Origin of the sequence: uncultured Winogradskyella sp., assembly GCF_937958655.1 — a bacterium.
Taxonomy (GTDB): domain Bacteria; phylum Bacteroidota; class Bacteroidia; order Flavobacteriales; family Flavobacteriaceae; genus Winogradskyella.
Window position 1 is genome coordinate 1 of the sequence record NZ_CALGNH010000076.1, and the last position, 13,548, is coordinate 13,548.

General features: G+C 33.7%; 10 protein-coding genes and 1 pseudogene. 1 reads left to right on the forward strand and 10 read right to left on the reverse strand.

What is annotated here, in order from left to right; all coding sequences use genetic code 11:
- Positions 1-2,737 (reverse strand): annotated as a pseudogene (locus Q0800_RS12825) (hypothetical protein); the annotation flags it as partial.
- A 77-nt stretch (positions 2,738-2,814) separates the two neighbouring features.
- On the opposite strand from Q0800_RS12825, the gene Q0800_RS12830 reads away from it, so the two are divergent.
- Positions 2,815-4,344, forward strand: coding sequence for a sodium:solute symporter (locus Q0800_RS12830; RefSeq protein WP_299130463.1), 1,530 nt, complete (start codon positions 2,815-2,817; stop codon positions 4,342-4,344).
- Here the strand turns inward: Q0800_RS12830 and Q0800_RS12835 are convergent.
- The 9 genes from Q0800_RS12835 to Q0800_RS12870 all read right to left on the reverse strand — a co-directional run bounded on the left by Q0800_RS12835 (position 4,341) and on the right by Q0800_RS12870 (position 13,545).
- A complete protein-coding gene (locus Q0800_RS12835) occupies positions 4,341-4,706 on the reverse strand; it encodes a CoA-binding protein (protein ID WP_299130464.1) in 366 nt (121 codons plus the stop codon). The genes Q0800_RS12830 and Q0800_RS12835 overlap by 4 nt on opposite strands.
- 426 nt (positions 4,707-5,132) lie before the next feature.
- The gene (locus Q0800_RS12840) at positions 5,133-6,113 is read right to left on the reverse strand and encodes a hypothetical protein (protein WP_299130466.1); all 981 of its coding nucleotides are present in this window, start codon (positions 6,111-6,113) and stop codon (positions 5,133-5,135) included.
- 63 nt (positions 6,114-6,176) lie between these two features.
- Entirely contained in the window at positions 6,177-6,551 is a 375-nt protein-coding gene (locus Q0800_RS12845) for a DUF2200 domain-containing protein (RefSeq protein ID WP_299130467.1), read from the reverse strand.
- A 162-nt stretch (positions 6,552-6,713) separates the two neighbouring features.
- Positions 6,714-8,891 (reverse strand): glycoside hydrolase family 3 C-terminal domain-containing protein, encoded by a 2,178-nt coding sequence (locus Q0800_RS12850; RefSeq protein ID WP_299130469.1) that lies wholly within the window; start codon positions 8,889-8,891, stop codon positions 6,714-6,716.
- Positions 8,892-9,230: 339 nt separating this feature from the next.
- Positions 9,231-10,046, reverse strand: a complete 816-nt coding sequence (locus tag Q0800_RS14180; protein ID WP_366518848.1) for a T9SS type A sorting domain-containing protein — start codon at positions 10,044-10,046, stop codon at positions 9,231-9,233.
- Entirely contained in the window at positions 10,012-10,395 is a 384-nt protein-coding gene (locus tag Q0800_RS12855; protein WP_299130471.1) for a hypothetical protein, read from the reverse strand. Before Q0800_RS12855 ends, Q0800_RS14180 begins: the two co-directional genes overlap by 35 nt.
- Before the next feature lie 103 nt (positions 10,396-10,498).
- The gene (locus Q0800_RS12860; protein ID WP_299130473.1) at positions 10,499-11,617 is read right to left on the reverse strand and encodes an aminotransferase class I/II-fold pyridoxal phosphate-dependent enzyme; all 1,119 of its coding nucleotides are present in this window, start codon (positions 11,615-11,617) and stop codon (positions 10,499-10,501) included.
- A 6-nt stretch (positions 11,618-11,623) separates the two neighbouring features.
- A complete protein-coding gene (locus tag Q0800_RS12865) occupies positions 11,624-12,571 on the reverse strand; it encodes a hypothetical protein (protein WP_299130475.1) in 948 nt (315 codons plus the stop codon).
- 419 nt (positions 12,572-12,990) lie between these two features.
- Positions 12,991-13,545, reverse strand: a complete 555-nt coding sequence (locus tag Q0800_RS12870; RefSeq protein ID WP_299130477.1) for a hypothetical protein — start codon at positions 13,543-13,545, stop codon at positions 12,991-12,993.
- Between the last annotated feature and the right edge of the window lie 3 nt (positions 13,546-13,548).

Below are 13,548 nucleotides of genomic sequence, written 5' to 3' on the forward strand. Positions count from 1 at the left end.
CATCTAAACTTAAAGATGCGCTATAAATATTAGATCTCCACAATCCTCTACCGTAAGTTGCTGCATAAATTCTACCGTCCGCAGTATTAATTTCTAGTTCATTTATTCTAACATTTGGCAAACCATTACTAAATGGAGTCCAAGTGTTGCCTAATATATTATCTGTATAATAAACTCCATAATTCATACCTACATAAAGGCCATCTTCCCCATTATCTTGCCAAGCTAAAGCTTGCGATGCAAAATTTGGTAAATCCCATCTGATCGATGCCCAAGATTGACCACCATCACTGCTTATATAGACCTTTTCTGTATTGGTTGTTGCAATGGCAATTTTATCTGGATTTGTTGGATGAACTGCAATTTCATTAATAAAACCACCACCTAAATTAAGTGATGATGATTGTAACCAATTGATCCCGCCATTGTTGGTGTAATAAAAGGCACCATTTATAGCTAAATACATTTTATTTGAATTTGTAGGTGCTATCTTAAAATGATCAATATTTGCTCCAAAATTTGGAGAAGCTGTGACCCAAGTATTTCCGCCATTAGTAGACTTAAACACTTGGTTATATGCAACGTAAAACGTATTCTGAATTATTGGATCTTGTTCTATTGGCACTACCCAATTCCAATTCCCATTACCTGCAGGATTTGTAAGTCCAAACCTACTTGCACCGCCATTGGTCGTCTTATTTAATTCACCAAATTGTATGGTACCGTACATTATTTGTGAGTTATTTTTATCTACAAAACCTTCCATACCATCTGCTCCTAGCCAATCTGTCCAATTACCATCGGCACCCAAAACTGAAGTACCATTATCTTGAGAACCACCTGTAACCACCACAGGATCGGTTTGACTAACACCAATCTTATAAAACTGTCGTATACCCATGCCAACAGTTAAATCAGTATAGTATTGAAAATTTACATTTGTAGGATCATCGGCTTCAAAAATACCACCATCTGAACCTACAAATAATTTGGTATTTACACCAGATCCTGCAAATAATAAAATATCTACATCTGCATGACAATACCCTATATTCTGACCAAACGCACCACTGGGTGTCCACTGCGAGGTAATATTGAAACTAAAACCTGCGTTCGTTGACCTCCATGTATTAATTCCGGCAATATGCACATCATCCGCATCGTTAGGATTAACAGCTATGTCCATGTCTCTTGGTGCCTGACCGCTTGTATCCTGACCATTACTGTCGTAACCAAAGAAATTTTGAGTACCATGATTTCGCTTAATAAAAGAATTACCACTATTGTCCGAAACATGTAAACCTTCAAAAATTCCACCTGAAGCCTCAACGATATAAACACGATCTGCATCTGCTGGCGAAACTCCTATCATTTTAGGGCCAGAACCAAGAGCATTTGAGGAACTTTCAAAACCATCGGTAAACACAACTCCTGAGTTGGTTTGAACCGATATATCATCTAATGTTAATCCTCGCCCATAATTGGAGGTGCCTTCAAATGCAACGTGATAATCCGCTGTAGGATTTGGTAAATTTATTGTTATATCATTCCAAATTGTTGATTCAGCAGTATATTCTGCTAATTGCACCCAATTACCTCCTGCTGACGTTTTATAAAGTACTCTTAACTCATCTATATCTCCTGCCCAATTTACATTGGTATACGAAAAATTTACTTGTGGATTTACAGCATCCGTTAAGTCTAAAGATGGCGTTACTAGTCTTGTCATAGGCGCAGTAAAATTACCTATGTAAAACAAACCTAATCCACTACCTGTCTTTGGTGTAACTGTATTATTTTGGTTAGATGCTGCAACGGTCCAACTTGTATTACCAGAGACAAACTCTTGCGTCCAATTTGTTAATCCATTATCGGTACTAAATGTTGCGCCTCCATCTGTAGATTTATAGAATTTAGAGCCAGATGCATAAACGATATTAGGATCTCCTGGTTTAAATTCAAAATCGTAGCCCGTTGTTGCTCCACTATCTATAATCGTCCAACTTGTTCCTCCATCTATAGATTTGTAAAGTCCACTACCTTGAGCGCTTGCATAAAGTTTTTGCGTGTTTGTTGGATCAATAAGAATTTTGTTAACCGTTCCGCTTGGTAAACTACCTCGCAAGGTCCAAGTAGATCCACTATCTGTAGATTTAAAAATTGAACCACCTGTTGAGCCCCAATAATATGTGGTATTTACTAATGGGTCTATAGCCAATGCGTAAACATCTATATTTGCTAAATTATCAGTGAGTACTTCCCATGTTGCACCTCCGTCCATACTACGCCAAACTCCACCAGTATTAGCGCCGGCAATAATATGATTTAGATTATTTTCTTCAATTGCAATAGAGGTAATACGGCCTACACCTGGATTCCAACCAGCGCTGGCATTCCAATATGTTGGTCCCATTTCTTCCCATGTACCAACAATAGTTCTTGAGGCTAATCCTTCATTATTAACTCTCGTATTATAAGCCTGCAATTCATTATAATAAAACTCAGGAGATTTTAACATGCCTGTTTCATCCATAGCGCGCTCTGCAAAATATTGCCATCGTCTAAAGGGCTTATACCCTGTTCCTCGTTCTCTTCCAACAGAATCAAAGTGTAATTCTGCCACTTCTACAATATGATCTACGGTGTGAGTTCCCTCGGCAATTAAGTCTAAATAATTTTGGGCGCAGACGGTTAAGGGGAGAACCATAAATGCTAAAAGCATGGTAATCTTTTTCATAATTATTTTATTTTAAGTAGGTTATTTTCTCAAATGTACTATTTTTCGTAAAATTTTATTGATTAAATCTAAATTTTATGAGTAGCACTGCCATACTTCTTTTAATTGCAGGATACTTCGGCATTTTAATTTTAATATCTTTTTTAACTGGAAAAGATGATAGTAATGATGTCTTTTTTAAAGCCAAACGTCAATCTCCATGGTATGTGGTAGCTTTTGGTATGATAGGCGCATCGCTCTCTGGAGTTACTTTTATCTCTGTGCCTGGCATGGTTAACGGAGAGCAATTTGCATACATGCAAGGTGTTTTTGGGTTTTTTGTAGGTTATATATTTATACTTACTGTTCTTATTCCTTTATACTATAAACTTAATGTGACTTCCATTTACCAATACCTAGAGCAACGCTTTGGCTTTGTGAGTTATAAAACTGGTGCTTTTTTCTTTTTATTATCTAGGGTAACTGGTGCTTCATTCCGCTTATTTTTGGTGGCTCTGGCTATGCAGTATATTGTTTTTGAAACCATGGGTGTGCCTTTTTGGCTTACTGTAATCCTTTCTATTTTATTAATATGGTTATATACCAATAGAGGAGGTATTAAAACGATTGTTTGGACCGACACACTCCAAACCTTAGCCATGTTAGTATCGGTATGTGTCGCCATTTATTTAATTAACGAAAAATTAAATTGGAGCTATTTTGAATTTTTAAACTCTGATGCCTTTGCAAAAAAAGGTAGAATTTTCTTCTTTGATGATCCCTACGCTAAGGTTTACTTTTGGAAATATTTTATTGGTGGTATTTTTATAACTATTGCTATGACTGGTTTAGACCAAGATATGATGCAAAAAAACCTTACGTGTAAAAACCCAAAAGACGCTAAAAAAAATATTTTTAGTATGGCATCCTTACTCATCATTGTAAATTTTATTTTTCTGTCTTTAGGAGCACTATTATTTATTTATTCTGACACATTTAATGTAGCCATCCCTATTTTAGATGGACGTCCTCGTACGGATTTATTATTCCCTGAAATTGCTATGAATCAAGGTTTAGGAAAAGGGCTAGCCATTACGTTTTTAATTGGCCTTATCGCTGCAGCTTACTCGAGTGCTGATAGTGCTTTAACATCCTTAACAACCTCTTTTAGTGTAGATTTTTTAAATATTGAAAGTAAACCAAAACACGTACAAAAACCGCTAAGAAAAAAGGTTCATATCGGTGTTTCAATACTTTTAATAATCGTTGTTTTAATATTTAATATGCTCGAAGGTAACGTGGTCGGAAACCTTTTTAAGTTTGCCACGTTCACCTATGGACCATTATTAGGTTTATTTGTCTTTGGTATTTTAACCAAACGTGCTATTAGAGATAAATATGTATGGATTATAGGAATAATTGCTATAGGCTTAACTTACGTTATTACATTAACTCCAACCTATTACGCCTACAGCCAAGAGCTATTTGCAGAAAAGTGTACAAAATCAGCATGGGACTGTGCTGCATTATATGCGCAACAACAGTATTATAATTTCCACTGGGAAATACTACCAATTAATGGATTTATTACATTTTTAGGACTTTTTGCGATATCAAAAAAACACTAATACTGATTAGTACTAAGTAGCACTAGCGTACAAGCAACTTCAAAACTGATATTGTTAGCTTTTAAAAGTTCGTAGAATTCTGGATTTTCTGTGCCAGGATTAAAAATGACACGATTTGGTTTTAATCCTGTAATATATGTATAATAATCCTCTTGTCGTTTTGGATTTAGATACAACGTCACTGTATCTATATTATCATAAGGCTTTAATTCTGTGTCAATAGTAACATCAGCTACTATGCCTTGTTTTAGACCAAATGCAACAACCTCGTGCTTATACTGCCTAAGCTTATTTACCGCAATATTAGAATAACGGTTAGGTTTTAATGATGCTCCTAGCACCAAGGTTTTTTTACTTCTCATATTCAAAGATGTTAAGACTTGATAATTGTGTAACAAATTATAAAAGTAGTCGTCTATATATTAAGAAACTATCAAATTGATAAAAAACGACTTTAACGTATCTTCAGATTTCTTCATAGATAATCTTTACAATATAAAGTGTGGCTATATTTAATAGTTAACAGAAATAGTTGATGGTTAGTGTTACTAGTTAGCTATTAAATCAGAAAACCCTGATAAGTTTAAAACTTCATCAGGGTTTTTGTTAAATACACGTTAAATATAATTTTCAATGCAATAAATCTGGAAGTTTTGCGTCTATAAGAATAAGACACGTTTCAAGTAATAGTAATTATAAATTAATTTTTATAATAGTGTTAGTTAAGTTGGTTAATAGTTGAAAAGCCCATGTAACAATAGTTATTTGGGCTTTTTATTAGTTTAGATCTAATTTAAAGAATGAAGTTCTATCCAACGCATTAATTCAATTTTATCTACACGCTTCCATGTGGCATCCGCATTTATATTCTTAGCCAAATTATCGTGAGGTTGCAAAACCTCTAATTCTGTATTTTTATTACCAGCAAGCATTAATTCTGCTAAAAAACTAACGATATCAGTAGCACTATTTTCGTACATTGTTTGTGCATAGGTCATTAATCTGTATTTAATAGCGGGCTCTATATAGGCTTTGATTGCATAATTTTTATAAAATTTAATATTTCGATATTTTTTATCAAAATAACTATATGCTGAAAAATTATAATATCCTTCTGAAGCTTTCAAAGGTGATCCACCAAGGTAAGTTTCTAACGTATAACTTATAAATTTTGCCTCCCAAAGATTATTTCTATCTATTTTTATTTCGCGTTGGTATTGATTCCACTTTCTAACCCAGTCTAAAGCAAAATTACAAATAACAATCCCCTGAATTTTTAACTGAAAAGAAGAACGATTCTCACTCATTAATTTAATATAGCGTAGCGCTCTATGCCCTGTTAAACTTGCTCCTAAAAAGAAAATGTTTTTGTTGGGTAACTTATAGTTTTTAAATGCATGTTTTATGTGGCGATTTACAGTAAAGAATGACGTCTCTAAAAAATAAAAATCAAAAGGAATCTCTGTTGACACCGACAACACAGCAAATTTGCTTTTTGAAGCCAATTTATATAACTGTTTTGCACTTTTATTTTTATCATCATATCCAGAATCCTCTAAAAAAATTAAAACACCATTAATATTTCTATTTTCTGGAAGCATTAGCGTATAACCACTTCTTATAAAAGGCATAAAATCGTCATCACCTAATCCAACTCTTAAACTGTCTTTTGCTAATGGCTCATAATACTCTATACTATCCTGGGAATACGCAATATTAAAAAATAGCGTCATTAAAATAATGACATGTAACCCATTAGAACTAGACATATTATTTAATTTTATTGTTCTTTAACCCATTTACAGATTACCGAGTACTAGCACGAATAAACATTACTTTTCTTGGCGTAAAATTTTATCCATTTTACGACCTTTAGCCAACTCATCTATAAGTTTTTCCATGCGTCTGCATTGTTTATAAACCATAAACTCGTCTTTTATTTCTTCTATTCTATACCCACAAACCACCCCCTTAATTAAATGGACATTAGGGTGTACTTTGGCCGCATTAAAAAAATCTCTAAACGTTGACTTATCACTTATAAATATTTGTAATGTTTGCTGATTAATACCCGTAAACCATCTAATAACCTGATCTAGCTCTTCCTTTGTTCTACCATTTTTTTCAATTCTATTTAAATAGTGTGGATAAATAGAACTAAAGATCATGCTAGCTACGGTTTCGTTTTTTTTAGCTGTAACTTCCATTAATAATATATTTTTTTTATTGTCGTTTTACTAAATTAGTACTTAGTATAAATTAACCTTAATATTTTAATCTAACTTAATAAAAAGAAATTACGAAAGCAAACGAGGCTCCAGAACACAGAGATGGCTGTATATTTAAATACAAATTAATAGCCCATTAACTTACTTCAACCTAAGTTTTGTTTGCAAGGGCTTTGAGGCTCCAAGAGCCATTGCTCTTTTTGTTGGCAAACTACCCGATATAGTAATTGTAAAATCCCCTTTTTCCATAACGGAATTTCCTTTATTATTTATCAGCTCTAGCATTTTTGGGTTTATAGTAAAAACGACATCCCTACTTTCGCCTGGGTCTAAATGAATAGATTTAACCGCTTTTAAAGAAAATAATGGTACATCTACACTAGCTTTATCATCAGTAATATAAAGTTGTACTGTTTCAATAGCTGCATGTTTACCAGCATTTGTTATTTTACAACTGACCTCAACAGTTTCTTTTTGGGTCATCGTTGTTGCTGATTGTTTTAATGCACTGTATAAAAATGAACTATAGCTTAATCCAAATCCGAAAGGATACATGGGCTCTTTTTCCATATAGCGATAGGTTATTCCTTTCATTGTATAATCTTCATAGGCTGGTAATTGATCTAATGATTTAGGAAACGTAATAGGTAATCTACCAGAAGGGGACTTTTTTCCGAATATGATGTCTGCAATAGCATTACCGCCTTCTTGCCCTGGGTACCAAGCAAATAATATGGCATCCGCTAGTTCGTGAACCTCAGAAAGATTCATTGGAGAACCTCCAGTTATAATCGCAACCACAGGCTTACCATGGCTTTTTATTTTTTTTAAATAATCTATTTGATTTTGTGGAATATTATAATCTAATCTATCACCAAAATAAGGAGACGATATGGATTCTCCTTCTTCCCCTTCTAGGTGTCTGGTAAGTCCCATTCCTATAATGGTAACATCGGCCTCGGCAGCTTCACCAGATGACCAATCTACAGGGTTTACATTCTTTTGATTTAATGTTGTTCCTGGACTATATTGAACTTGGCTGCCAGGCTCAACAGCCGAAGCAATACCTTCTAAAAACGTAACAATATTAGCATTAACTCCAAAATAGTTCCCTAAAAGTGCATCAATAGATGCAGCGTTAGGCCCTACAACATAATACCTGTTGAGATTGGTTTTTAAAGGAAGTATACCGTTGTTTTTGAGCATAACAATAGATCTAATTGCGGCTTCCTTTGCCAGAGCTCTGTTTTCTTTACTATCTACAACCTTGTACGAAATTGCATTGTAAGGATTGCTATATACAGGATCAAACATTCCGAGTTTAAATCTTGTCTTAAGCAATGGCTTAAGCCTCTCATCTATTAGAGATTCTTTTATTAATCCATCATTTACAGCTTTAACCAATACTGTATATGTGTTACCACAATTAAGATTCACTCCACTCTTAAGCGCTAAAACAGCTCCTTCTACTTTACTAGTAACTGTACCATGCCCAATATCTGAATAAAGATCCTCAAGTGCCCAACAATCACTGACCACATGTCCTTTAAATCCCCATTTATTGTATAACACATCTGCTAATAAATAATTACTAGTACAACAAGGTTCTCCATTTGTTCTATTGTAGGCACACATTACAGATTCAACTCCTGCATTTACAAGGGCTTCAAAAGCTGGCAAGTAGGTTTCATTTAAATCTTTAGGACTTGTAATGGCATTAAACTCGTGTCTTAACTTTTCTGGTCCGCTATGTACAGCAAAGTGTTTTGCACATGCTGAGGTTTTAAGATAATTTGGATCACTTCCTTGTAACCCTTTTACAAAAGCTACACCTAACTGACCCGTTAAAAAGGGATCTTCGCCGTAGGTTTCTTGGCCACGACCCCAACGTGGATCTCTAAATATGTTAACATTTGGTGTCCAAAAGGTTAATCCGCTATATCGTTTGTAGTTTTTATTGGCCTGAGCGGCATTATACATAGCACGCGCTTCATCTGAAATGGCTGATGATACCTTAAAAATTAAGTCACTATCAAACGTAGAGGCTAAACCTATGGCTTGAGGAAAAACGGTTGCGTTTCCAGAGCGTCCAACACCATGTAGTGCTTCGTTCCAATAATCGTAAGGCGGTATATTTAAACGTGGAATACCAGAGGTATTCATTAACATTTGATCTACCTTTTCATCTAATGTAAGTCTACTGATTAAATCTTCTACACGTGCATCTATATCAACTTCAGGATTAAGATATTTAAATTGGGCGTTTGAAGTTAACAACCCAAAAAAAGTAAAAATTACAAAGATTACCTGTCTATTCATAATTTGACAATTTATTTAGTTTTGAGACAATAATTATACGTTTGTGGCTTAATATTTTCTTAGATAGTAAGCTATGGTTCAAAGATAGTTAAATGGTAGGACTTTCATTTAACTAATTTACAAGTATGTAGTATATCACCTACAATTATGAGCTAGTACTTTAAGCCTTTTAAACCTGTTATGTAATTTCAATTAATTAAGATCAATATTAACAGATTAAACGTAGCGATTTAAGCCACAATTAAATGGTGTTAATATTGAGCTTTTTAAAGTTGAACTCTTCTAAATTTTTGAGAAAAACAATTAGCTAATTAAGTGATATACTAAAAAGATAATCGTTTAGTTTTTTACAAATTTTATAGTATATCCATTTTCCAGTTTTAAAAAATACATCCCACTATTTAAGTCTTTAATAGCAATGCGTTGATTTGGTGTTACATATTTTTCTTTAACAAGGGTTCCTAAAACATTATAAATTGAAACAGTTTCATTTTGCTGTAATCCTTCTATGGCTATAAATTCACTTGAAGGATTTGGATATATCGTAACGTTATTTGAAGCCTCAAAATTTTGAACATTAAGTGTAATTTGGTTGTTGTAGTCGTAAATTACTCTGGCTGTGACCTCAAGATTATTTGTTGATGGGTTAGAAATTAATATGGTTTGGCTCGTAATTGCATTTACATGAGGAACATCCTCATAGATATAATCAGCTCCTGTTTTGTCATTAAACGGATGAAAAAAATCACTTAGTAAAGAGGTTGTATCATAATTGTATTCTACTCTATACTGATTGTTACCATTAAAAATTTCCGTTTCTGTAGTTCTATTTCCAGTTGCATCTAAAACGTATTCGATTCTTTCCTCTTCTTCCCAAGTAGAATTCTCCCACGTTTCTAAAATGTAGGCGGTCTTTTTATTATTAGCATTGTAAGTAAAAATATCTCTGTATGAATCTACTACTGTCCATTGCGCTCCATTCCATTCTTCATTTAAAACTTGGGTTAAATTATTGCCTGTATACGTAAATATACTTCTATCACTATTTATCCATTGCGTGCCTGTCCATTCTTGGTTAATTCCTTCGAATATTGAATTGTTACTATAAGTAATATTTATTCTATAATAATTCTCCCCATTGGTTATTTTCCCAATCTTGTTCTAAGATTTCTGTAACTAATTCATTAGCGTTATAAGTATATAATGTCCTATACTGGTTAGTATATTGATTACCATCCCATTGTTGATCTAACCTTTCAGTTGTTTTGTTATTTGAATTATAGGTATATAATGTTTTAAAAAAATTAGTCCATTGAGAACCATTCCAAACTAATTCAGTCATAGAAAGTAAATTTCCATTACTGTCGTATTCGTAGTTAGTACCTAGTAAATTTGTGTACGCACTACCATCGTAAGATTGTTCTAAGGATGATTCAATTTTTGTTTGGCCATAAGACATTGATGCGGTCAAAACGACTGCGATTAAAAGTAGTTTTTGTTTCACTTTATTATGATTTTAGTTTTGCTAAAACTATAAGTTGAAAACACCACTTTAAATACCCAATTACGGGTATTTTTATCTTAACCCTTAGTCTGAAAATAAACTACTACAAGCTAAAGCGTTCCTTCAATGCTTGTTTTATACGCTCTAAGCCTTCTAGTATATAAGTTTTACGTTCTCCAATGCCAATTCTAAAATGATGATCCATACCATAACAATCTCCTGCCAAAATAAATACGCTCTTTTCAGTACGTAACCATTCGGCTAATTCTGTAGAATTAATATCAAGATTGTATTTAATAAACAACATGCCGCCAGCTTTTGGCGCTGTGTATTCAAACAAATCACCATATTGATCTAGCCATGCTTTTACAACTACTAAATTTTCATTGAGCATGGTTCTATTTCGGGTTAAAATCTCTTGTCTTTTTTCTGGTCGCAGTGCAATTTCGCCAATATAATGGCTCATAATACCTGCTGTGATAGAGGTATAATCACTATAAGCCCAGGTATCAGCAATAACCGCTTTTGGCCCAATTAACCAACCCAAACGTAATCCTGGTAATGCATAAGCCTTAGATAAGCCACCATTTACCATTACTTTATCATACATACCAATAAAACTCTCAATCGTTATTGCGTTAAGCTCTGCACCTCTGTAGACCTCATCGCAATAAATCCATGCATCTACGCTTTTAGCAATGGCTACGATTTGCTGCATTTCATCATGGGTAAGCGTATAACCTGTGGGATTATTTGGATTGCATAATGCAATCATTTTTGTGTTAGAAGTCACTAAGGCTTCTAACTCTTCTAAATTGGGTTTCCATTCATTCTCTTCTTTTAAATGAAACGCTTCAAGTATGCATCCCATTTCTTCGGCAATGCCCCAAATCTGCATATAGTTAGGCACCATCATTACAACTTCATCTCCCTTTTCTAAAAGGGTGTGGCAGGCAATAAAATTGGCTTCTGATGAACCATTGGTTACTAAAACATTCTCTTCATTAGCACCATTGTACATAGCGCTTATTCTTTTTCGTAAAGGAATAGATCCATTGGTTTGACCGTAACCTAAAACTGTATTAGTAAGGGTATCTATTTTGTCTTTTTCTAATAGTTCGTTTAGCGTATATGGATGGAATCCACTTTCCGTTAGGTTGTAATCTACAGTGTTTTCAAATAGGGATTGTACACGTTCTAGTTCAAAAATTGGAATATTCATTCGATTTTATTTTTTTAGGTTGAGATATACTGCTTTTGCAATCATAATATCTTGTACGGCCACACCTGTTAAGTCAACAATAGAAATTTGCCCATCGTTTGTGCGCTGTAGTTTTGTGTTTTGTAGTGCAGTTCCTAATTCTATAACTGCGTCCACTTTTAGTTCATTAGCGTTTACCGCTCTATAAATTTCCCCTCTACTTTTACTTTGTTCTAGGCTATCTGTAACCACAATATCAGCGATTTTTAACAGTTTACTATCTAATTCTTGTTTGTGTACTGTATCCGAGCCAACAGCGGTAATATGTGTACCTTTTTGAATGTCTTCCGTCTTTAACAAGGCTATTTCTGATGGTGTCGTTGTTACTATAAGGTTACAGTTTTTAGCAAGTTCTGCAGGTGTGCGTGCGATAGTAATATCGAAATCAGCTTCAAGTGCTTTTACAAAGTTCTGGGTATTTTCCTCTGATCGTCCCCAAACCCAGACACGCTTACATGGTGTATGCTGTTGAAGGTACTGCAATTGTAATTTGGCCTGAATGCCTGTACCTATAATACCAATGGCAGTTAGATGTTTTGGTGCAAAATACTTTGCTGCTAATGCACCAGCTGCTGCGGTACGAATATCTGTTAAATGACCTTTGTCTAATAAAACTGCGACTGGCTCACCTGTTTTTTGATTAAATACTAGCATAAGCCCTTGACTAGTTGAAATGCCAAGTTTTGTATTATCATAAAAACCAGAAGCTATTTTTATAACATAGTAATCATCCGCTTTAATGTAGCCATATTTAATATGCACATCGCCTTTGGGCTTTTCAAACAACAATTCACCAACAGGTGGCACAACGGTATTACCATTACTATATTGAATAAAACCTTGTTCCATTGCAGCAACAACATCAATCCGTTGCAAACTATTTTTAATGTCTTTAAGTCGTATTATTTCTGTCATTTACTTAATGGCTTTGTAGTTCTTTTTTTCTAATTACAATTACCTTAAATAAAAAACCTCCATATACCAAATCAATGCATATTGATTTAAGGTATACGGAGGTTTTCCGTAGAAATTGCACTTACTTTTCCAATAGTCTTCCTTAAAGTTAAAAAGCAAGCATGTAATACTAGGATTACTAAACTTCAAAGATAATAAATTGTATGTTAGTTTTACATAGTCTTAATTAAAGATATTTAATTTCTAGTATTTTTTTGTTTTACGATTTAATCTTTTAAAATAAAAGGCTCTAAATGCTTTGAGATATCTTTGGTTGTATTAATAAAAACATGGGCTCGTTAATACTGTAAGGTATATTCTACTAATAATTTTAAAGCATCAAAAGTGTATGCTTTTATAGCTACTAAACCATGTTTAGTTTACCCATTTTTAATAATTGTTCCGTAGAGCTTATACCGTATCATTTCTTCCTTAAATTTTTTATTTGCTGACCCAGCTGCAATCATATTACCACCAGCTAATCCTGGGCCTAAAACTAAACCTATTGGTGTTGAGCTTGTTTCTTGTTGAAATCCGTTGGAGTTGGTTTCTGTGGTATAAAAATTTAGAGGTGTTAATAGTAAATACCATAAATAAGATGCCGGACTTTGCTTTAGAGTTTTAAAGGCTTTCTCATTTTCCATTACATAAACTTCAGAGGCATTTTCGTAAACCAATTTTGCGTCTCTGCCAAACATTACGTCTTTGCCTGAATTATTAGTTAATCTGACTGCAACTAATTTTACACCCTTTTTTAATTCCTTTTTTTTGTATTTTTTTTCTAATAAGTCGTATTTATATACAAGTTTAACTCCACTATTTTCATTTGTAGATATATAATTAATGTTTTGAGGTGCTATCATTCTATATCTTGAAGCACAATTTGTTAACGTTAGAGCTACAGCAATTAGTAGGATAATTTTTGTTATTTTCATTGG